Origin of the sequence: Roseobacter sp. HKCC-CH-9351, from assembly GCF_037830295.1 — a bacterium.
In the GTDB taxonomy this organism is placed as follows: domain Bacteria; phylum Pseudomonadota; class Alphaproteobacteria; order Rhodobacterales; family Rhodobacteraceae; genus M30B80.
In genome coordinates, this window is sequence record NZ_JBBLYM010000001.1 from 1,682,806 (window position 1) to 1,704,343 (window position 21,538).

Annotated in this window: 21 protein-coding genes; 6 read left to right on the forward strand and 15 right to left on the reverse strand. The window is 56.0% G+C overall.

Features of this window, described 5'->3' with window-relative positions; all coding sequences use genetic code 11:
• Positions 1–2: 2 nt before the first annotated feature.
• The 3 genes from trpC to AAC632_RS08465 are packed head-to-tail and all read right to left on the reverse strand — an operon-like array spanning position 3 to position 2,429.
• Positions 3–815, reverse strand: a complete 813-nt coding sequence (gene trpC, locus AAC632_RS08455) for an indole-3-glycerol phosphate synthase TrpC (protein ID WP_340296914.1) — start codon at positions 813–815, stop codon at positions 3–5.
• Between the two features lie 13 nt (positions 816–828).
• The gene (gene trpD / locus AAC632_RS08460) at positions 829–1,845 is read right to left on the reverse strand and encodes an anthranilate phosphoribosyltransferase (protein WP_340296912.1); all 1,017 of its coding nucleotides are present in this window, start codon (positions 1,843–1,845) and stop codon (positions 829–831) included.
• A complete protein-coding gene (locus tag AAC632_RS08465) occupies positions 1,842–2,429 on the reverse strand; it encodes an anthranilate synthase component II (protein WP_340251573.1) in 588 nt (195 codons plus the stop codon). The genes trpD and AAC632_RS08465 overlap by 4 nt, the downstream gene beginning before the upstream one ends.
• A 116-nt stretch (positions 2,430–2,545) precedes the next feature.
• On the opposite strand from AAC632_RS08465, the gene AAC632_RS08470 reads away from it, so the two are divergent.
• Both AAC632_RS08470 and AAC632_RS08475 read left to right on the forward strand, forming a co-directional pair.
• The gene (locus AAC632_RS08470; RefSeq protein WP_340296910.1) at positions 2,546–2,836 is read left to right on the forward strand and encodes a hypothetical protein; all 291 of its coding nucleotides are present in this window, start codon (positions 2,546–2,548) and stop codon (positions 2,834–2,836) included.
• A 67-nt stretch (positions 2,837–2,903) separates the two neighbouring features.
• A complete protein-coding gene (locus tag AAC632_RS08475) occupies positions 2,904–3,518 on the forward strand; it encodes a divergent polysaccharide deacetylase family protein (RefSeq protein WP_340296908.1) in 615 nt (204 codons plus the stop codon).
• 79 nt (positions 3,519–3,597) lie between these two features.
• On the opposite strand, the gene trpE is transcribed toward AAC632_RS08475, so the two are convergent.
• The 3 genes from trpE to ssb form a co-directional block, all read right to left on the reverse strand.
• Positions 3,598–5,121 carry an anthranilate synthase component I gene (trpE, locus tag AAC632_RS08480; RefSeq protein WP_340296906.1) on the reverse strand — a complete coding sequence of 508 codons (1,524 nt, stop codon included), beginning with the start codon at positions 5,119–5,121 and terminating at the stop codon, positions 3,598–3,600.
• Positions 5,122–5,131: 10 nt separating this feature from the next.
• On the reverse strand, positions 5,132–6,988 hold the full coding sequence (locus AAC632_RS08485; RefSeq protein WP_340296904.1) for a SurA N-terminal domain-containing protein: 1,857 nt from the start codon (positions 6,986–6,988) through the stop codon (positions 5,132–5,134).
• A 131-nt stretch (positions 6,989–7,119) separates the two neighbouring features.
• Entirely contained in the window at positions 7,120–7,632 is a 513-nt protein-coding gene (gene ssb / locus AAC632_RS08490; protein ID WP_340296902.1) for a single-stranded DNA-binding protein, read from the reverse strand.
• Between the two features lie 230 nt (positions 7,633–7,862).
• Here ssb and AAC632_RS08495 point away from each other — a divergent pair, with 230 nt between their 5' ends.
• Positions 7,863–8,378 carry a lytic transglycosylase domain-containing protein gene (locus tag AAC632_RS08495; protein WP_317655778.1) on the forward strand — a complete coding sequence of 172 codons (516 nt, stop codon included), beginning with the start codon at positions 7,863–7,865 and terminating at the stop codon, positions 8,376–8,378.
• Between the two features lie 4 nt (positions 8,379–8,382).
• Here AAC632_RS08495 and AAC632_RS08500 read toward each other — a convergent pair whose 3' ends face one another.
• The 4 genes from AAC632_RS08500 to AAC632_RS08515 all read right to left on the reverse strand — a co-directional run bounded on the left by AAC632_RS08500 (position 8,383) and on the right by AAC632_RS08515 (position 12,210).
• Complete coding sequence (locus tag AAC632_RS08500; protein WP_340242852.1) at positions 8,383–8,610, reverse strand: hypothetical protein; 228 nt, start codon at positions 8,608–8,610, stop codon at positions 8,383–8,385.
• Entirely contained in the window at positions 8,607–9,761 is a 1,155-nt protein-coding gene (locus AAC632_RS08505) for an aromatic ring-hydroxylating oxygenase subunit alpha (RefSeq protein WP_340296899.1), read from the reverse strand. The genes AAC632_RS08500 and AAC632_RS08505 overlap by 4 nt, the downstream gene beginning before the upstream one ends.
• A gap of 118 nt (positions 9,762–9,879) precedes the next feature.
• Complete coding sequence (gene ilvN / locus AAC632_RS08510; RefSeq protein WP_340296897.1) at positions 9,880–10,440, reverse strand: acetolactate synthase small subunit; 561 nt, start codon at positions 10,438–10,440, stop codon at positions 9,880–9,882.
• Positions 10,441–10,455: 15 nt separating this feature from the next.
• Positions 10,456–12,210: an acetolactate synthase 3 large subunit gene (locus tag AAC632_RS08515; RefSeq protein ID WP_340260833.1), complete on the reverse strand. Its 1,755-nt coding sequence runs from the start codon at positions 12,208–12,210 to the stop codon at positions 10,456–10,458.
• A 705-nt stretch (positions 12,211–12,915) separates the two neighbouring features.
• Here AAC632_RS08515 and AAC632_RS08520 point away from each other — a divergent pair.
• From AAC632_RS08520 to AAC632_RS08530, 3 genes are all read left to right on the forward strand, one after another.
• Positions 12,916–14,001: a TRAP transporter substrate-binding protein gene (locus tag AAC632_RS08520; protein ID WP_340251560.1), complete on the forward strand. Its 1,086-nt coding sequence runs from the start codon at positions 12,916–12,918 to the stop codon at positions 13,999–14,001.
• A 170-nt stretch (positions 14,002–14,171) separates the two neighbouring features.
• Positions 14,172–15,071: a TRAP transporter small permease subunit gene (locus AAC632_RS08525; protein WP_340251558.1), complete on the forward strand. Its 900-nt coding sequence runs from the start codon at positions 14,172–14,174 to the stop codon at positions 15,069–15,071.
• Positions 15,072–15,108: 37 nt separating this feature from the next.
• Positions 15,109–17,466, forward strand: a complete 2,358-nt coding sequence (locus tag AAC632_RS08530) for a TRAP transporter large permease (protein WP_340296895.1) — start codon at positions 15,109–15,111, stop codon at positions 17,464–17,466.
• 92 nt (positions 17,467–17,558) lie between these two features.
• On the opposite strand, the gene AAC632_RS08535 is transcribed toward AAC632_RS08530, so the two are convergent.
• The 5 genes from AAC632_RS08535 to AAC632_RS08555 form a co-directional block, all read right to left on the reverse strand.
• Complete coding sequence (locus AAC632_RS08535) at positions 17,559–18,407, reverse strand: arginyltransferase (protein WP_340296893.1); 849 nt, start codon at positions 18,405–18,407, stop codon at positions 17,559–17,561.
• Positions 18,408–18,497: 90 nt separating this feature from the next.
• Entirely contained in the window at positions 18,498–18,929 is a 432-nt protein-coding gene (locus tag AAC632_RS08540) for an RDD family protein (protein WP_340296892.1), read from the reverse strand.
• 90 nt (positions 18,930–19,019) lie between these two features.
• The gene (locus AAC632_RS08545; protein WP_340296891.1) at positions 19,020–19,421 is read right to left on the reverse strand and encodes a DUF2852 domain-containing protein; all 402 of its coding nucleotides are present in this window, start codon (positions 19,419–19,421) and stop codon (positions 19,020–19,022) included.
• A gap of 111 nt (positions 19,422–19,532) precedes the next feature.
• Positions 19,533–20,408, reverse strand: a complete 876-nt coding sequence (mmsB, locus tag AAC632_RS08550) for a 3-hydroxyisobutyrate dehydrogenase (RefSeq protein ID WP_340296890.1) — start codon at positions 20,406–20,408, stop codon at positions 19,533–19,535.
• Positions 20,409–20,429: 21 nt separating this feature from the next.
• Complete coding sequence (locus AAC632_RS08555) at positions 20,430–21,479, reverse strand: enoyl-CoA hydratase/isomerase family protein (RefSeq protein WP_340296888.1); 1,050 nt, start codon at positions 21,477–21,479, stop codon at positions 20,430–20,432.
• Between the last annotated feature and the right edge of the window lie 59 nt (positions 21,480–21,538).

The window sequence follows — 21,538 nt, forward strand, 5'->3', positions numbered from 1 at the left end:
CCTCACATTGTGCCATTATAGGGGTCAGATAAGAGCGCGCTTGTGGCCGCGGCCACATCATCCGCGCGCATCAGGCTTTCGCCGATCAGGAAACTGCGCGCCCCATATTTTGCCATATCGGCCAAATCTGCAGGGGTGAAAAGCCCGCTTTCGCAGATCAAAAGCCGATCTTCAGGGGCCATGCGCGACAGGCGGCGGGTGGTCTCAAGGCTGGTCTCAAAGGTGTTGAGATTGCGGTTATTGATCCCCAAGAGGCGTGATTTCAGGGCGCTTGCGCGCTCTAGCTCAGCCTCATCATGCACTTCGATCAGCGCATCCATCCCCCAATCAAACGCCGCCGCCTCAAGCTCGGCGGCTTGGACATCACTGACAGATGCCATGATGATCAAAATGCAATCGGCCCCCCAAGCGCGCGCCTCGGCCACTTGATACGTGTCATAGAGGAAATCTTTGCGCAGCGCGGGCAGGGTGGTTGCGGCGCGTGCCGCCACCAGATAGTCAGGCGCACCCTGAAAACTGGGGGTGTCGGTCAGAACCGAGAGGCAAGTGGCCCCGCCCGCCTCATAGGCCTGTGCAAGGGCCGGCGGATCAAAATCAGGGCGGATCAACCCTTTGGACGGGCTCGCCTTCTTGATTTCAGCAATTAAACCATAGCCTTCGCGGCTGGCCTTTTGTAGCGCCTCGGCGAAGGGGCGCAGTGGCGGGGCATTGCGCGCCGCATCCTCAACCTCGCTGAGAGGGGTCGCTGCCTTTGCGGCTGCGATTTCCTCAAGCTTATAAGCTTTGATTTTTTCTAGGATCGTGGGGGTGCTCATGCGGCCTCCGATGTCAGGCTTGCGATGTCAGGCGGGCAAGGGCGGTTAGTTTTGCCTTGGCCTTGCCGCTGTCGATGCTGTCGCGGGCCATCTCGACCCCTGCGCGCAGATCACTGGCGTGATCCGCAACCACAAGCGCACAGGCCGCATTCAAGAGGACCGCATCGCGATAGGCTGATGGCGCGCCCTCAAGCAGCGCGGCAAAGGCGCGGCCATTCTCCTCAGGAGAGCCACCCAAGATATCGCGCAAGGGATGAACGGGCAGGCCTGCATCCTCGGGGTGAATTTCACCGCCTGTGATTTTTCCATCCTTAAGCTTTGCAACCTGTGTGGCCCCGCAGATCGACACCTCATCGCTGCCGTCATCCCCATGGACAAGCCATGCTTTCTCGGATCCCAAATCCTTGAGAACTTCAGCCATTGGGAAAATCAGGTCAATCGCAAAGGCCCCGGTCAATTGCCGTCTCACCCCTGCAGGGTTGGTCAAAGGCCCAAGGATGTTGAAGATGGTTTTGCATCCCAATTCTTGGCGCACAGGCATGACATGTTTGATCGCGGGGTGATGCATTGGGGCCATCATAAAGCCGATGCCAATTTCATTGATGGCACGTTCTGCGACTTCGGCACCGACCATGACATTGACCCCCAAGGCGGTCAGCGCATCTGCTGCCCCTGATTTGGACGACAGATTGCGATTGCCATGTTTGGCCACGGTCACCCCTGCGCCCGCCACCACAAACGCGGTCGCGGTGGAAATGTTCAGCGTGCCCATGCCATCGCCACCTGTCCCCACGATATCTATCGCGCCTGCGGGTGCGGACACGGCGGTGCATTTTGCGCGCATCACTGCCGCCGCCGCCGCATATTCTGAGACGGATTCACCGCGCGCGCGCAAGGCCATCAACAAGCCCCCCATTTGCGCGGCGGTTGCTGTGCCCTCGAACAGATGTGTAAAGGCCGTCTCGGCTTGGGCGCGGGATAGCGGCCCTTCTGAGGCCGCAAAGATCAGGGGTTTAATTGCATCGCTCATGCAGGCACCGCTCCCTTCGTGGTGTCGATAAAGGTTTTCAGCATCGCATGGCCATGTTCCGAACGGATGCTTTCGGGATGAAATTGCACGCCCTCAATCGGCAGGGTTTTATGGCGCAGCCCCATAATCGTGCCGTCTGTTAATTCCGCTGTGACCTCAAGACAATCGGGCAGGGAGGCGCGCTCGACCACCAGACTGTGATAGCGCGTGGCCAAAAGGGGCGAAGGTAGGCCTGCAAAGACCCCGATGCCCTTGTGATGGATCTCGCCCAGTTTGCCATGCACGATTTCATGGCACTGCACGACCTTACCCCCAAAGGCCTCGCCAATGGTTTGATGCCCCAAGCACACGCCAAAAAGCGGCACGCGGGCCTCGGCGGCAGCGCGGGTCAGATCAAGGCAGATACCCGCCTGTGCGGGGTCACAAGGCCCAGGTGAAAGAACAATCCCATCTGGCCCCATGGCCAAGGCCTCGGTCACTGTCAGCGCGTCATTGCGCAAAACGCGGGTTTCTGCCCCAAGCTCGCCCAAGTAGTGAACAAGGTTATAGGTGAAACTGTCGTAATTATCGATCAAGAGAAGCATGACGGGCTCGCGGAATTGGGGGTGTTTTGGCAGATTACTCAGGCTACAAATGTTCAGAGCCGCGCCTCGGGGTCAAGGGAGGTGGGGCTGAAAACATGCGGCACTGCGCAGATTGATTGGTAAAAGAGAGGGTAAAGTCGGATGCTAAAGGGGTTTTGGTCGGTGCCGTGATCGGCCCGGTGATCTCTGTGACGGGATTATTGGGCACATCCTATTTCTTAGGGCAAGACACGGGCGGGGTGGTGGAGCAGGCCCAAGAGGCCGCAGCCCCCTCCCCAGATCCTGCCCCTGCCGCCGCGCCTGAGCCAGAACCCCAGCCAGAACCACAGCCAGAACCACAGCAAGAACCGCAGCCAGAGCCAAAGGCTGAGCCGCAGCCAGAACCTGAGCCAGAACGCGTGATTTGACCAACAATCACGCCAGATGCCCCTGTTGTACAACCCGCGATGCCCCCCCGTGTCGGCCTCGGCACCCATGCCAGAGCCCGAAGATCTGCCTGCGGTCGTGGCCTACGCAACGCCGTTTTCTGCACCGCAATCTGTGCCGCTTTTCTCAATCTTGCTTTATGATGATCCCGAATTTCCGCTGATCGATAGCACCTTGCAAAGCCTAACGGTGCCTGTGAGCATCGTGATTGATCCCACGCGCATGGATGCAGAGGCGCAACTGGCGCGATATCGTGCGGCAGGGATTGAGGCGGTAATAGAGGCGCGGTTTGCTGATCTTGCGGCATTCGAGGCCGCGCTCGACCGCCTGCCGCAAACTGTGGGCTTGCTTGACAGCGCAGATGGAACAGTGCGCGGGGATGTTTCTCTCCAAGGTCAGGTTCTGGCGCGGATGGGGGAAACGGGCCATGGGCTGATTGCAGGTGCCTTCGGCCTTGGCGGCCTTGAGCAGGCCGCCGCCCGCGATGGCGTTCCTGCCGCGCGTCTTTACCGCGTTTTGGATGACAAGGGGCAATCTGCGCCCGTCATGTTGCGGCTTTTGGATCGTGCGGCTTTTGAGGCACAGCAAACAGGCAGCTCGATTGTTTTGGGCCGCAGCTATCCCGAAACCTTGGCGGCGCTGTTGTCTTGGGGGGCGGGGTAGGCTGCTGTGAACGCAAGCTATGCGGTCGCGCCCGTCTCAGCGATCTTGCAACAGACCCTCATGCGTTAGGCGTTCTTGTCTAATCTTTGCTATGGGATTGGCCCGCGAATTGCGCGGCCTCTGCCGCAGCTTTGCGCAAGGCGCGCGATTTGTTCACGGTTTCCATGAATTCCGACTCGGGGTCACTGTCATAGACAACGCCGCCGCCTGCTTGGATGTAAAGCTGTGCATCTTTTAAAACAGCCGTGCGCAAGGCGATACAAATATCCATATCACCGCCCGCGCTGAAATACCCGACACCGCCCCCATAAACGCCGCGCTTTTCTGGCTCTAACTCGTCAATAATCTGCATGGCACGCAATTTGGGCGCGCCCGAGACTGTGCCTGCGGGCAGACCCGCCAAAAGGGCAGAAAGCGCATCATGCTCATCCGACAATTCGCCCACAACATTCGAAACGATATGCATCACATGGCTGTAGCGTTCGACAATGAATTCTTCGGTTGGACGCACTGTGCCTATTTTGGCGACACGACCCACATCGTTGCGGCCCAAATCCAGCAGCATAAGATGTTCGGCCAATTCTTTTTTATCGCTCAGCAAATCCGCCTCAAGCGCGCGATCTTCTTCGGGCGTTGCACCGCGGGGGCGTGTGCCTGCAATCGGGCGAATGGTGACTTGGCTGCCTTTGACCTGCACCAAAATCTCTGGGCTTGCGCCAACGACTTGATAAGGCCCGAAATTGAAGAAGAACATATAGGGCGACGGGTTCGTGCGCCGCAACGCGCGATAGAGGGCGAAAGGTGGATGCGGGAAATCCTGCGTCCAGCGCTGCGAGGGAACAACCTGAAAAATATCGCCCGCTCGAATATAGGCCTTGGCCTTGTCCACGGCGGCGAAATAGCCCTCTTTGGTGAAATTGGAAACGGGCTCAACGCCAGATGTGTCTGCATCCACCCCCAAATGGCGTTGCGCGATGGAAGGGGCCTGTTCGAGCTTGTCGAGCGCCTCTTGCACCCGCGCGCAGGCCGCCGCATAGGCGGTTTCCGCCGAAATATCCGCCGAGAAGAACGCAGGCGACACCAAGGTTACATCGCCTTTAACCCCATCTAGCACGGCAACCAAAGATGGGCGCATCATCACGGCATCAGGCAGGCCAAGCGGGTCTGGGTTCACATCGGGCAAATGCTCCACCAAACGGATCATGTCATAGCCCAAATAGCCGAATAGACCCGCTGCGGCCTGTGGCATATCGGCGGGCAGATCAATTTGACTTTCGGCCAAAAGCGCGCGCAGCGAGGTGAGGGGTGCGATGTCGCAATCAACAAAATGATCCCGATCTTGGGCAGCGTGGCGGTTGATCCGCGCATGTGTGCCGTGACATTCCCAGATCACATCGGGGGCCATGCCCACGATTGAATAGCGGCCGCGCAATTCTCCGCCGGTGACAGATTCAAGCATGAAACTGTCTTGGCCCGCATTGGCAAGTTTCAGCATCAGCGAAACAGGCGTGTCCAAATCAGCAGCCAAACGGGCATAGACAATCTGGTTTTTGCCTTGCGCCCAACCTTCGGCGAAGCGGTCAAAACGGGTGATTAGCGCCATGATCCGTGCCTTATGGGAAGGATGCGTGGACTTGGTTGACCACGGATTGGTTAAAGGTGAGGCCGACCGCCGATTGCATCTGGCGTCCGAAATCTTCGAATAAATCAGCCGTCAGGGACTGGCTGATTTGTTGGGTCAGGATATTGGCCAGTAGATCCGTGTCAGGGTCGGCGCGATCGGCAGGGTTGATCGCATCAAGGCGCACGACCAAGGCCTGCGCCTCACCGCCGACAACCGCAATCTCGCCCGTGCGGGACAGGCCAAACACTGTTTGTACCAGCGCGTCAGGCGTATCAGCGATAAAGTCATTGCGCCGCACATCTGTCTCGCGCATCAAGCCGCCAAACCGCTCAAGCCGCCGACCCGAGGCCGCGATATCGGCGCGGATTTCTTCGGCGCGGGCCAAGAGCGCGTCTTGGGTCGCATAGATTGTCCAATCCGCGATAACATCCGCGCGCACATCGTCAAGAGGCGGCAGGGTTGGCAACACGATTTGGTCAAGCCGCAGGGCGAATACCCCGCCATCGGAGAGATCGAGAATTTCGGGGAAATCACCGTCTTCAATCGTGTTTGTAACCGCGCGGAAAGCCTCGTACGCGGCAATGCCATCCTCTTGGCTGCCATCATAGCGGATCGTGCCAAGCACCATTTGCGTCTCATCCGCGACCTCCTCAAGGGTGGCGCCTGAGGCGAGGAGGTCGTCAAACCCTTCGCGCAGGTCAGAAATGGCGCGGCGCGCGGCATCCGCCGTGACTTCGCTGCGCAGGTCGTCCTGCACCTCTTCGAACGGGATTTCTGTCGCATCCAACACGGCATTAATGCGGAAAATTGCAGGGCCAAAGGGCGAGGCAACGGGGCCCACGAATTCCGCATTGCTTGCGGCGAAAACGGCCTCTGCCTCGGCGGCAGAGAGATCATCGCGGGTAACATCCCCCATATCAGTGTCTTCCAACAACAGCCCACGTTCGCTCACGAGGGTTTCAAAATCTGCGCTGTTGTCATTGAGCCGCGCCCAAGCGGCTTCGGCCTCTGCTTCTGTGGGGTAGACCAAACGCTCCACCAAGCGGCGCTCGGGTTGGCGGTATTCCTCAATGCGTTCCTGATAGAGGCTTTGCAGCGTGCTGTCGCTGACGGGGATATCATCCATGATGATGTTGGGCGTGATCCAGATATAGGTGATCTCGCGGGCCTCGGGCAGGGTAAAGCGATCTGGGAACGCCTCGTAATGGGTTATGATCTGCTCTTCCGTAGGGGCAGGCACGGGGGCGTCCAAATCGGCGGCGGTCAAAGGCAGATAAGAAAAGCCACGGGATTCTTGTTGATAGGCCACCAAAGGATCAACCAATGCCGCAGGCGCAGGCACGCGCCCCAAAATCGCAGATTGCAGGATGGTGCGGGCGATATCCGCACGAATTTCTTCCTCAAATTCGCCAGCACTCAAACTACGTTGGCTGAGAAAAAACTCATAGGCTTGGCGGTCGAACGTGCCATCTGCACCTTGGAAAGCTGGGATTTGCAAAATCTGGTTGGCGATCTCCTCATCCCCGATGGAGAGCGTCATCATCGCCGCCTCATTATCAAGGGCCGCGCGCGCAAAAAGGCCCTGACGCACCTGTGCATCTATGCCGTTGGCAATCAGCATCGACAGGGTCACATTTTGCCCCGTCTCCCCGCTGCGGGCACGCAATTCTTGATCTAGGGCGCGGGCATAATCTTCGGCGCTTATCTCAATATCGCCGACCGATCCCATCCGCGAGGCGCCGCCTGAGAACGACCCGATCCCAAAGCCTGCTAGGGCCACAAATAGCAGGCCAAGGATTGCCCATACAAAAATCTTGGACAGGGATTTGCGGGCCGATTTGCTCATATGCGTGTCTCGCTTTGTTGCGCTTTGCCGATCTTGTGCCTGACAAAAGCCACCACGCGCAACCCGCGCGGGTGGCATTTACCAAATTTGTGATGAGGATTTACGCGCTTGGGGCAGGGGGGGCAAGCAACTTAGAAGGGGATTTCGTCATCCATATCGCTTGGCATGGATTGGCCCGCACCACTGCGATCCATTCCGCGATCATCTGGGAAACCGCTGCCGCTGATGCGGTCATCTCCGCCGCCATAGCCCCCGCTATCGCCATAGCTGCCACCACCACCCGATTGGTCATTGCGACCATCAAGCAAGGTCAACTCGCCACGATAGGGGCGCAAGACCACCTCGGTCGTGTAACGATCCTGCCCATTTTGATCCTGCCATTTGCGGGTTTCCAGCTGGCCTTCGATATAGACCTTTGACCCTTTGCGCAGATATTGTTCTGCAATGCGGGCCAAAGGTTCTGAGAAAATCGCCACCGAGTGCCATTCCGTGCGCTCGCGTCGCTCGCCTGTGTTGCGATCTTTCCAGTTTTCAGATGTCGCGATGCGCAAATTGCACACTTTGCCGCCATTCTGAAAGCTGCGCACCTCAGGGTCGCGCCCCAAATTCCCGACCAGAATTACCTTATTAACCGAACCTGCCATGTCATCTCTCCCATAGTCGTGGCCGCGAATCTGCGCCTTTGAGACATGTTTAGACCATCGTAAATTGGTTAATGAAACCCGAATTTCATTTGCGGGCGGCGCGCAAGCGCTTGGCGCTGTGGGGGATACAGGCTAAAACAGCGCAGGTTTTATGAGGTAAAAGGGCCGTGAAGGTGCAGAAAGTCAGCCTGATTTCTGTGGGATTTGTCCTAATATTTGGGCAAATCTCTATGGCCTATGGCAATAGCCTTGATCGTTTCCGTTCGGCGGCACGGGTTTTGGACAGCCGCGCCTCAAGCCAATATTCCAATTCAGAACGCTTGCGCCCTGATTACGATGCGGCCCTTGGCGCGGCGATCCCGCGCTTTTCGGGGCAGGCCCCTCAGGCCTATCTTGATCTTGCCCGCAATGCGGCGCGCCGTCATGGCGTGCCTGAGGATTTGTTCCTACGCCTTGTTGCGGTTGAATCGAACTGGAACCCGCGCGCCATCAGCCATGCGGGTGCGATTGGTTTGGCGCAATTGATGCCAGATACCGCTGATCTCTTGGGGGTGAACCCGCATGATCCTGCGCAAAACCTAGAAGGGGGCGCGCGCTATTTGGCGATGCAATATCGCAATTTCCGCTCATGGCGTTTGGCCTTGGCGGCCTATAATGCTGGGCCACAAGCCGTAAACACCCATGGCGGCGTGCCGCCCTTTCAAGAGACACAAAATTACGTGCGCCGCATTTTGGGGGGTGGGTGAGCGCCTAGCTGGTCGGCTCGGCCCCCAATTCGACCAAAGCACGGCGATAGGTTTCGGCCTCGGGCAGCCCTGCATCAAGGGCAAAGACATAAGCATGGGTCAAATAAAATGCGGCAGAGGCCGCACCCATATCATCGGCGGCCTTGGCATATATCTGCGCAATGCGTTCTTTATCGCCTGCCGCATGGGCCGCAAGAAGTGCGGCATCAAGCGCGGATTTTGGGGCGCTCACAATCCGCTTTCCGTGTCGCGCAACCGCTGCGCCACCCATTGGTGGAACATATGTGTCGGCCCGTCCATCGCGGGGGCAAAGCGGCCCCCATCAAACCCTGCGGCAGCACGCCCTTTTTGCATCCCCTCCACCACAAAAATATCTTCAATAAAGACATCCTTCCACAGCTTGGCGTTTTTGGCGCGCAAGTCAGGATCGGTCTTTGGGGTGGCATAGTAGAGATGCACATGCTCGCGCGTGCGGTTATGGGCGACAGGCTCTAGGATAATCGCAAAGGCATGATCGCGATGCACGCCCAGCAAGACATTGGGATAAAGCGCGATATATTCAGCGGCGGTGTCCCATGTCTGCGACAGCCCGTCAAAATCAGGAAAGCTTTGACCTTTCTCATCCTTGAGCTGGCGATAGACAAGCGTGCCTTGGCCCGAGAATCTTTGTTCTTCTTCAATGTGATAGTGATCTTCGAGGCGTGAATAGCTGTTCAGGCCCGGATGCACCCATGGCAAGTGATAGCTCTCGCAATAATTCTCGACCGCGAGTTTCCAATTCGTATTCACATCCAAGGTAAAGCAGCTGTCTTCGCCGCCATGATAGAGCGGCTTTTCAAATTCAGCCCAACGGGTGAGGGCGGCTTGGTGTTGGGTTTCAAAATCGGGGGCATCGCCCGACAGGTTGATAAACACCACATCCCGCCAGATATGGCTGCGCACCTCTTTGAGGCCCAAGGTCGCCCGCTCAATCCCTTCATGTTGGTTTTGGCCAGGCCCGCCCACGTGGGGCGTGGCCACAAGGCGGCCATCCTTGGCATAGCACCATGAATGATAGGGGCAGCGGATCGCGCCTTCGATTTTGCGCGGCGCATCGACCAAGATCATACCGCGGTGGCGGCAGATGTTGAAAAAGACCCGCACCTCCCCTGTGTCATCGCGCAAAAGCAGCAGGGGTTGGCCCAAAAATTCAATCGGTTTTGCATCGCCATTTTTAGGCACATCGGCCCCAACGGCCAAAGCGGCCCATTGATGCTCAAGCGCCGCGCGGTTTTCACGAGCGATTGTTGCAGGGTCGGTGTAATGCGCATTCGGCAGGCCATTGGCGCGCGAAATTGGCGCAAGAACGCTGTCGAGATCGTACTTGATCAAATCATCAGGCATAGGTCTTTTCCCCTAAGAAAAGATGCGCCCCAAACGGGGATGATCTTTTTTGAAGGCTAAGGCCACGCTGATCTTATCAAAACGCGACCTTTGAGACTATGGGAAGCGACCTGTGCGGTTACGCACCGCGCGCAATGGCAGCAACGCCTGTGCGGGCAACCTCTAATAGGCCCAAGGGGCGCATGAGATCGGCAAAGGCGACAATTTTCTCGGGCGTGCCCGTGATTTCAAAGACGAAACTTTCCAAAGTGCTGTCCACCACATTGGCGCGGAAAATCTCGGCAATGCGCAAGGCTTCGACACGATGCTCACCCTTGCCTTTGACCTTGAACAAGGCCAATTCACGGCTGACCATCGCGCCTTCCACGGTGAGGTCATGCACCTCATGGACGGGCACCATACGCTCGAGCTGCATTTTGATTTGGTTGATCACCTGTGGCGTGCCTGAGGTAACAATCGTGATCCGTGACCGATGGCCTGCGTGATCAACCTCAGCCACAGTCAGGCTTTCGATATTATAGCCACGGCCCGAAAACAGCCCAATGACACGAGCCAGAACGCCCGCTTCGTTTTGCACCAAAACCGCAAGCGTGTGGGTTTCAATCGCGTCAGACATATGGCTGCGCAGATCATAGGCCGAATGGCTGCTAGAGCCTTTTTCGATATTGAGCGGAGACATGATTACACCCTTTCCTCAGACCAAGACGCTGCCCTTGGCGTCAATCACGCCTTGGGTTTCAGCCTCGCCCAACAACATTTCATTATGTGCCTTGCCCGATGGAATCATTGGGAAGCAATTTTCATGCTTCTCAACCAAACAGTCGAAAATCACTGGCCCATCATAGGCGAGCATTTCCTTGATCGCCTCATCAAGATCATCGGGATTGTCGCACATGATACCCTTGCACCCGAACGCTTCGGCCAGTTTGACGAAATCTGGCAAGGCCTCTGACCATGAATGGCTGTAGCGTTCACCATGCAGCAATTCCTGCCATTGGCGCACCATGCCAAGACGTTCGTTGTTCAGGATGAATTGCTTGACGGGCAGGCGGTATTGCACGGCCGTGCCCATTTCCTGCATATTCATCAGCCATGATGCCTCGCCCGCCACATTGATCACCAAGGCGTCAGGATGGGCGACCTGCACCCCGATTGAGGCGGGTGTGCCATAGCCCATTGTGCCAAGGCCGCCAGAGGTCATCCAACGATTTGGGTCATCAAAACCCAAATATTGCGCGGCCCACATCTGGTGTTGGCCGACCTCAGTGGTGATGTAGCGATCCATGCCTTTTGTCAGCGCCTCAAGCCGCTCAAGCGCATATTGCGGTTTGATTGTCTTGGTTGAATTTTTATAGCTGAGGCACTTCACGGCGCGCCATTCTTCGATCTGGCCCCACCATTTCTTGACCGCTGCGGAATTCGTTTTGCTGCCGCGAGATTTCCAGATGCGCAGCATATCTTCCAACACATGGGACACATCCCCAATAATGGGGAAATCCGCATGGATTACCTTGTTAATCGAGGAGGGATCAATATCGACATGCGCCTTGAGGCTGTTTGGCGAAAACGCGTTGATGCGCCCTGTGATGCGGTCGTCAAACCGCGCGCCAATGTTGATCATCAAATCGCAGCCATGCATGGCAAGGTTGGCCTCGTAAAGGCCATGCATACCCAGCATCCCCAACCATTTTTCGCCTGATGCAGGATACGCGCCAAGCCCCATCAAGGTTGACGTGATAGGAAATCCAGTCGCTTCGACCAGTTCACGCAGCAGCTTGCTTGCCGCGGGGCCGGAATTGATCACGCCGCCGCCTGTATAAAAAATCGGACGCTCCGCCTGTTCCATGGCCTCGACCAAGGCGGTGATCATCGCGGTGTCGCCTTTGACGCGCGGGGTGTAGTGATCAACCTTCGCGCGGGGCTTTTCGACATAGGTGCCTGTTGCGAATTGCACATCTTTTGGAATGTCGATCAAAACGGGGCCGGGGCGGCCTTTCGTGGCGATATGAAACGCCTCGTGAATGGTGGACGACAGATGATCTGTGTCTTTGACCAACCAGTTCATCTTGGTGCAGGGGCGGGTGATGCCGACTGTATCGGCCTCTTGGAATGCGTCTGACCCAATCATGAAGGTTGGAACCTGACCCGTCAGAACCACAATTGGGATCGAATCCATCAAGGCATCCACCAACCCTGTCACAGCATTAGTTGCCCCGGGGCCAGAGGTGACCAACACAACACCCGGTTTGCCCGTGGCGCGGGCATAGCCCTCGGCGGCATGCACCGCCCCTTGCTCATGACGCACAAGAATGTGGCGAATGTGATTTTGCTGAAAGATCTCGTCATAGATGGGCAGAACCGCGCCACCTGGATACCCGAACACCGTATCAACGCCTTGTTCAATCAAGGCTTCGACCACCATCTTTGCACCGGTCATCTGACGCGTCATCTGTCTTTGTCCTTCGTTGTACACTTTGGCCGCTACACGGGGCGGTGTTTTATGGGGTGTTGCGAATAAAAAAGCCCTCGGTGATATCCGAGGGCGCATGGGGGTTTTTATGGCTATCGTCACCGACCCACGCGCGCTGTCACTCCCACATTTACGACCACCAAATGTAGCATCCCAATCTCCTATAATCGGGGCGACATTAGGTATCCGCGGGGGGGAGGTCAACAGCGTTTGCAGGGTAGAAATTAAATAAACTGTCTTTTGGTGGCGAAAATACGCAATTTTATATCCCAGAATGGCCCTAATGGATGGTTTTCTGAATTTGACCATCCAACCTTGGGGATGATTGGCCGCTTTTGCTCTGTGATAAGACTGTGCGTTTTGGGGGGCAAGATCGGTAAAACTGCAGGTGCCCTTGCGTTTGAAAAGATTCGGAGCGAGGGCGCAGATCATGGCGAGTGCGCCGCGCTCAATTGTAACCTTAAGTTGATCGCTTGCGTAAAATCCATTCACCTATTATAAAATTAGGTCATAATTTGCGATATATTTTAGGGAAAATGGCTCTTTTGGTAAAAAAATTTTACAAAATCGGGGCTTCGGGCGCGGAAATTGGTTTGCGGCGCAATTTTGTTGCTGTAGCGTAGCAGAACCTTGAAATGAAAAACTGTCGCACCAATGCGGCAGTGTCCGAATGGGAGGAATACTATGGATCGTCGTTCTTTCTTGAGAACGTCTGCCCTTGGGGGGACAGCAGCCGCAGCTTCGACTTTGGCCGCACCACTTTATGCTCAGGGCAATCGTACGCTGACATTGGTAACTTCGGTTCCTGATGGTTTCGCGATCTTTGATGACGCGGCACAAATGGCTGCCGACTACATTACTGCAATGACCGACGGTCAATTGACAGTTAACAAAAACCCAGCCGGTAGCCTCGTTGGCGCCTTCGAAGTGTTTGACGCCGTGTCCTCTGGTCAGGCTGACATGTATCACTCGGCTGATTACTACTTCTTGAACCAGCACCCTGGTTTTGCTTTCTTCACGTCAGTTCCCTTCGGCATGACCGGTCAGGAATTCGCCAACTGGTATTATAACCGTGGTGGTCACGAGCAGCATAATGAGCTTGCAGGTCTCTTTAACCTGAAGTCTTTCACCTGTGGTAACACTGCAATGCAGCCAGGTGGTTGGTTCAACAAAGAAATCAACTCCGCAGATGACCTTCAGGGTTTGCGCTTCCGCATGCCCGGTCAGGGTGGTCAGGTTCTTGGCCGCTTGGGTGCATCCGTTCAGAACATTCCAGGCGGTGAAATCTATCAGGCGCTTGCCTCTGGTCAGATTGACGGCGCAGAGTGGATTGGTCCGTTCGCGGATGAGCGCATGGGCTTCCAGGAAGCAACCTCTATCTACTACACCTCAGGCTTCCATGAGCCAGGGTCTGCATTGACCTTGTCATTCAACTTGGATGTTTACGAAAGCTTTACGTCTGCACAAAAACAAGTAGTCGATGCAGCGTGTGCGGCAACAAACTCTAAGTCGCTTTCGATGACGCTGCAAGAGAATGGCGCTGCACTTGAAAGACTCCGCGCTGGCGGTATCCAAACAAGATCTTTCCCTGATGATGTTTGGAACGCATTTGGCGCTGCAGCTGCTGAAGTGCGCGAAGAGAACATGGGAGATCCTATCTACGCTCAGATCGCAGAAAGCTACTTTGCAGCGATGAAAGAGTCGGTTGGTTGGTTCGATATTGCGGATGGCGAATATATGCGCCAGCGTAACCGTGTAAACGCGGGCTAATCGCCTGAGCTTTGGCTCCTCTCCCGTGCAAACGGGGGAGGAGTTTTTACATCTCCCCAAAGCCGCCCCTCAAAGCGGGACCCACGTAGCACCGAGCGCCTGCAGTTATCTGCGTGTAGCGGTGCATGAGATCCTGTTAAGGCAACGCCCGTTTCTGCAAGGATAGTCATATGATTGATTTCATTGTCTGGGTCTTCACAAATTTTGCGATGGCCCCCTACAATCTGGCAATTGCGCTCATGAGCCCTGGGTCATGGTTAGATTGGAGCAATAACGAGTCCCTCGTGCGGTTCATCTACTATGGTGCATCGGTGGAGTTTTTCTTCGTCGTTTTCACCGCCTTTTTGGTCATTACCCTTATTGGTGCGATCTGGAAGCGCCAAATGCTATGGGTGATGGTGCGCGCATTTGAGGCTATTGCCAATGGCGTTGGCCGCACAGTTGCATGGGTAGGCTTGATAATGGTGCTGCAGCAGGTAATGATCGTATTCCTGCAACGAATTTTTCAGGTCCCCGGTCTTGAGCTTGGGCCGCTTGGTATAAGCTTCACGCAGGATTTGTCATGGTTTGCGGAAGAGCTGAAGCTGTACAATGCTATGATTGTGTGCCTTTGCGTGTCTTACACCTTTGTGCAGGGCGGGCATGTGCGCGTTGACCTTTTTTACTCAGGCATGAGACACCGCGCAAAGCGCATTATCGACATGGGTGGAGCGCTGTTCTTTATGCTGCCCACAACCGTTCTGACCTATCTATATGCATGGTTTTTTATGTGGCGTCACCTTGTGGTGCCAAATCCTGCCGCCTCAAGCGAGTTGGATCGCATGATCATGCAAGCGCGTGTGTTGCGGTGGAACGTGGAAACCATCGGCTTTAGCCCTAACGGTTTCAACGCCTATTTCATCTTTAAGGTCTTATTGGTCGCCTTCTGCGTCATGGTTTTCATCCATGCAATGGCGGTGTTCTGGCGCGCCTTTCTCGAATATGTCGAGGGCGAAGAAAGTACTGATAAGTATCGTGACCTTGATCCGCAAGATGCAGAGACCCAAGCCTTGCATGCAGCGGGCCATTAAGATCCACGCTAGACGTGCTTGAAGGAAAGAAAACAAAATGATTTTTGGATTGGATGGAATTGAAATCGGTCTGATTATCGTGTTCCTGACGTTGTTTGGCGGGATCATGACAGGCTTCCCCGTTGCCTTTGCTATTGGCGGCGCGGGGATAATATCCTTTGCGGTTATTGCTGCGCTCGACTCTGCGGGATTGTTGATCCACCAAGCGATTGATACGGCCTCTGATCAGTATCGCGCCCTAGTTGACAGTGGAATTTCTCGCGAAGCTATCTCGGTCTTCCGATACCCCGAATTGCCGCGGCTTGAGGAACATCTCTTCCCTGGCGGGTGGGAAATGGCTATGGATCGCAACATTTCCTTCATCGTGAACCGCATGAACGAACGTGTGATCGCGGGCCAGTCTATCGAAACGCTTTTGGCTGTTTTGATGTTTGTTTTGATGGGGATCACGCTTGAGCGGTCTAAGATCGCCGATGACCTGCTGACAACTATGGCGCGCGTCTTTGGCCCGCTGCCCGGTGGCTTGGCGGTGTCCATCGTGATTGTGGGTGCGTTCCTTGCGGCCTCCACGGGGATCGTTGGGGCGACTGTGGTGACCATGGGCCTCTTGGCGCTGCCAACAATGTTGCGCAACAACTACTCGCCCGAACTGGCAACGGGTGTGATTGCGGCCTCTGGCACTTTGGGCCAGATTATCCCGCCCTCTATCGTGATTGTTCTTCTGGGCACATTGGTGGGTGACCTCTATGCTACGGGCCAAGAAACCCGTGCCCAAGTGGCGGGCTGTACCGATGCGCTGACCTATCTGGGCGAGCCTGCCGTTCTGTCCGTTGGCACATTGTTCCAAGCCGCGATTTTGCCAGGTATCTTCTTGGCGTTCCTATATGCCGCCTATGCCTTCGGCTTTGCCTTGTTTAATCCAAGCAAGGCGCCTGCGGTTCAGATGGGGTCGACCAATGCCAGCCCGATCACCCGCAATGAGGCGCTGACATGGTTCTTGGCTGCGCCTGCCGCCCTTATCTTTGCGGTGGTTCTTGGGGCAAGTAGCGGTGTGATTGGCAGCCAGTCGATCTTTGTTTCCAACATGGAAAACAACAGCCGTTCCGCTAGCCTGCGCACGAATGTGAGCGAAAGCTGCCAAGCGGCGATGATTGAGCTGCATGGTCAAGAGGCATGGGATCAAGCCGTGGTTGAGACGGCCGATATTGCAGCATCAGGTGCAACAGGTGAAACCCGCGAATTGTCCGAGGAGGAAATGGTTGCGGCTCGCGAGGCGGCGATTGCCAATGCAGCACCGATCGGATCTGGCGTGGCTACAATCTTTATCCTCTTGGCATTGATCCTGACCACGGCACGCGGTGTTGCGCCAAATGAACACGCGCGCCCGTTGCTTATCGGTAGTATCGGCGTGGCCTTGGCGTTTGCGGTGGATGTGCTGTTCATCACGCCCGCGACCAGTTCAGGTGCGGCTTGGATCTATCTCGCGCTTCCGTTTGCCCTCACCATTTATGGCTGTCGGATTGCTATGATGCGGATGTCGCAAAACGAACTGTTGCGGGTGGTGTTCCCGCCGCTGGTTCTGATCGTTGCGGTTTTGGGATCTATCCTTGGCGGTATTTCCAACCCAACACCTGCGGCGGCTTTGGGTGCGGCAGGGGCGATCATGCTCGCCGCGCATCGTAAACTGAGCGAAGAAGACAAGAAATCAAAGATCGTAATCTGGGCATCTTTCGCGCTGGTCATCCTGATCTTGGTGGGTGTCAATTTTGATCTGCGCATCAGCCGTTCTGAGGTGCCGCTGCAAGATTGGATTGCCTATTTCATAGCGCAATTTGCCTATCACTTTGCCTTCGGCGGGCTGCTTTACAGCTGCTATGTTCTCTATCGCCGCAGCGTTCTGACGCCTGTGGTGCGGGAAACGGCGAAAGTGACATCGATGGTGTTCACCATTCTTATCGGATCGCAGTTGTTGAACCTTGTTCTGATCTCCTTTGGGGGAGAGCATTACATCCAACAATTCCTGCGCGCCTTCGATAACGAGACGGTCGTGTTCCTCTTGGTGATGCTGATCTTGTTTGTCTTGGGCTTTGTTCTCGATTTTCTCGAGATCATCTACATCGTGATCCCAATCGTGGGGCCTGTGATTTATGGCGGTACATTGGATCCGAAATGGGTGACCATTATGATCGCGGTGAACCTGCAGACCTCGTTCCTGACACCGCCCTTTGGATTTGCGTTGTTCTATCTGCGCGGGGTCGCCCCTGCCAGCGTGACCACACGCAACATCTATCGTGGCGTGGTCCCCTTCGTGTTGATCCAAGTTCTGGGGCTGGGCCTGTTGTGGCTGTTCCCTGACATCGTGACCATCGTGCCTGACCTTCTGCCCAACAATTAAGGGCAGATGACAGGGTGCATGAAAAAGCGCGGCCCCCCAATTTGGGGGGCCGTTTGCGTTTGGCGCTTATACTGATGTGAAACGGGTGGGCCTCAGGGGGTGTCTTGCGAAGATTTCGCTGTCTGCGGGGCCATCAAGTCGGGCAAGGAAATCTGCGCCACCTGTTGCGCAATCGGATCAACCGACAAAGGGTGGGTCTGGTTGGAATATTCATCAGGATTGCCGATATCCTGCCACGCGCCATAAACATATATTTCAAGGGCTGAGAACCGCGCCTTATAGGCCATTTTATCCGACCCCGGCACCCAATAGCCGAGATAGACATAGGGCAGCCCCGCCTCGCGTGCGAGATCGATATGATCCAAGATCACATGCGTGCCAAGTGATCTGTGATCCAAATCGGGATCAAAGAAGGAATAGACAAGGCTGAACCCGTCATCGAGAATATCGGTCAGGCAGACCGCTGCTAATCCGGCATCCTTGCCCGCATCGCGATATTCCACCACGCGCGAGCGCACGGGTGTTTCCTCAATCATCGCGGCAAATTCGAACACGTCCATATCGGCCATGCCGCCATCGGCGTGGCGCGCATCTAGATAGCGGCGAAAGAGGGTGAATTGCTCTTCCGTGGCCCAAGGGGCGCGGGCATTGCGGGTCATCCCCAGATTGCGCTTTTTGGTGCGTTTTTGGCTTTTGCTTGGCACGAAATCCGCCACCCTGATCCGCGCAGAGAGACAGGCGGTGCAATCAGCGCAAGCGGGGCGATAGAGCACATTTTGCGAGCGGCGAAAGCCTTGCTTTGATAGGCTATCGTTCAGTTCAGTCGCATGATCGCCCTGTAATGCGGTAAAAAGCTTTCGTTCCCGCCGATTTGGAAGGTAAGGGCAGGTTTGAGGTGCAGTCACATAGAATTGCGGTGCAATCGGTAAAGTGTGGCGCATGGATCCTCAGCGGCGAAAATTTGAATATAGCCTGCCTCAATGTAGGGGCGTGGGCAAGTAAATTGCAACCATACCGCGAAAACTGCGCGTTTATTGCGGGCGATTTATGGCGACTGTGCCTAAGAAAAGATCGTGCAGACCCTGTTTGCGCGCGCCCAAAATCATCATGAGGGCAGAAATCGTTTGCGGCAGAACAAAGCCAGAGGCGAGCATGAACAAAAACGTATGCATCATCGCCTCGAAACTATTGAGCCGCGCGCCCGTTGCATGGCGCAATTCAATCGCCATGATCCGCATCCCCCATGTGGCGGATTGGCTGGCAAGGGTGAACCACCGATAGACAAAAGAAAGCGCCACAAAGAATACGGGCCAGAAAAACCACGCAAGCCCTACTGTGAAAATCCCTGTAATCAACAAGATCACAGTGATCACCAGAACATCAATCACCCAAGCGCCAAAGCGTTTGAGCGCGACATAAGAATAAAATTCGCTTTGCACGTAAGGATCGGGCAGGTGAGACATGATGGGTGCAACCTAATGGCTTCGAGGGAGGCTGAGAAGAACCATACCCCACCCAAAAGCGCAGGGTGGGGAAAGCGTTGCATTTATGGATCACTCGGCCTGTGGGGCCGGGGCGCCTGTTTTTGCATCACGCTCTTTCATAAAGGCGTCAAATTCGGTTTTGTCCTTGGCTTCGCGCAGACGTCCAAGAAACCCTTCAAAAGCACGCTGCTCATCCTCAAGGCGCTTAAGCGTATCGGCCTTATAGGCGTCAAAGGCGCTATTGCCTGTGCTGCCACCCATGTGAGCATGGCGCGATTTTTTGCAGGTTTTGAACATGTCTTTTCTCCAGATCATATAAAACAGAAGGGCCAGACCTAAGGGCCAAAATAGGATGAACCCCAGAATCATCGCGGCAATCCATGCAGGTTTGCCACGTTGATCCAAAAACGCCTCGGCCCGCGAGAACCAACCTTGAACAGGGGCATGGGGCATAAGTGTTTGGCTTTGCATATGCGTTTCTCCTTTGCTGCGCAGCCGCGCCATGATGTTAATGTTAATTACATTAACACATGTGGGCACAAAAAACCCCGCCACAAGAGAGCGGGGAAATATTTTTGTAAATTAGGTGCTTTTTCTGCCCATTGCGGCCAAACGTGGCAGCATGGCAGAGAAATCTTTGCCGCGCCCATCTTCGTTTTCGACAAATTGCGCATAGATCGCCTCGGCCAATGCGCCAAGCGGGGTGGCGGCATCCGCGGCCGTTGCGGCATCCTGCGACAGGCGCAGATCTTTCAGCATCAATTCCGCCGCAAATCCAGGCTTGTAGCCGTTATCACCGGGGCTTTGCGGCCCAACACCAGGGGCAGGGCAATAGGCATTGATCGACCAACTGGCACCCGATGAGGTCGAGACAACATCAAACATCGCCTGCCGCTCAAGGCCCAGCTTATCGGCCAGCGCAAAAGCCTCGCACGTCCCAATCATAGTGATCCCTAGGATCATATTGTTGCAGATCTTTGCCGCCTGACCATTTCCCGCTGCACCGCAATGCACGGCCTTTTGCCCCATGATCTCGAACAGGGGCGCGGCGCGGGTGAAGTCCGCCCCATCCCCCCCGACCATAAAGGTCAGGGTGCCTGCTGCCGCCCCACCAACGCCCCCTGAGACGGGCGCATCGAGGAACCCGATCCCTTTCGCGGCGGCGGCCTCGGCGATTGCGCGGGCCGCGTCAACCTCAATGGTTGAGCAATCAATCATCAGCGCGCCCTGTGGCAGAACAGCCAAAACATCATCCGCCACGGCGCGCGCAATCATGCCATTGGGCAGCATGGTGATCACCACTTCTGCCCCATGGGCGGCCTCCGCCGCCGATGTGGCGCACGAGATCCCGTCAGGTGCGGCAACCGTGTCGAACCCCGTGACCGTGTGACCTGCGTTTTGCAAATTAAGCGCCATGGGTGCGCCCATATTGCCCAATCCGATGAATGCGATCTGCATGGTGTGGCCCCTTATTCTTGCTTAATCCAGTTTCAGCGCCCTTGGCCCCAAGGGCAAGAGCAGCGATGCCACCATCGCGGGCGGCACATCGAGCGGGCTGCTATGCATCCAGTTCGGGTTGCGGTCTTTGTCGATGATCTGCGCGCGCACGCCCTCGAGGAAATCGGCCTTTTCCACCGCGCGCGAGGTAAAGCGGTATTCCTGCTCTAGCGCATTTTCGATTGTGTCGCGTAGGCGCGCACGATGCACCAGTTCCACCGTGCAGGCCATCGACAGGGGTGATTTCTTGCCCATCTCGGCTAAGGTGGATTTTGCAAAATCGCTGTCGGAGAATTCCAACGCGTTAAGAATATCGCGCAGGGTTTCGCCACCAAAATGGTGGTCAATCTCAGCTTGCAGCGCGCCAAGCGGCGCGGCAGGGGCAGAATGGCCTGCAGCGGCCTGATCCACCAAACCATAATCCGCGTTTTCGCAAAGCTGGATAATCAATGCAGGCCAATCCGCCTCTGGAATATAATAATCTGCAAAGCCTGCGTAAATTGCATCGGCCCCTGTCATCCGCGCGCCCGTGACGCCCAGATATTCGCCCAAGCGACCTTGGGCGCGGCTCAGGATCAGGGTGCCGCCGACATCTGGCACAAGGCCGATTCCGACCTCGGGCATGGCAAGAATGCTGCTGTCGCCCACGATGCGATGCGAGGCGTGGCAGCCCAACCCCACACCGCCGCCCATCGTATAGCCTTGCATGAAGCTGATCACAGGGCGGGGGAAATGGAACAACTTGGCGTTCATGCGATATTCATCGGCCCAGTAGCGCGCGCCAATTTCCATATCGCCCGCGCGACCCGCCTCGTAAATTTCGGCAATATCCCCGCCTGCACAAAAGGCCCGCTCGCCCGTTGCATCTAGGATCACAATCTCGACTGTCTCATCCACGGCCCATGCGTCCATCGTTGCGGCAATTTCCGCGCACATGGATTGCGATAGCGCATTCAGGGCCTGTGGCCGCGTCAGCGTGATGCGGCCTGCGCGCCCGTCTTTGCGGATATTGAGAAACTCTGTCTCGCTCATGGCCCCCTCCCTAGTGTCACAGCGAACCCCCGCGCAAGGTCTGCGCGGGGGCTTGTGTT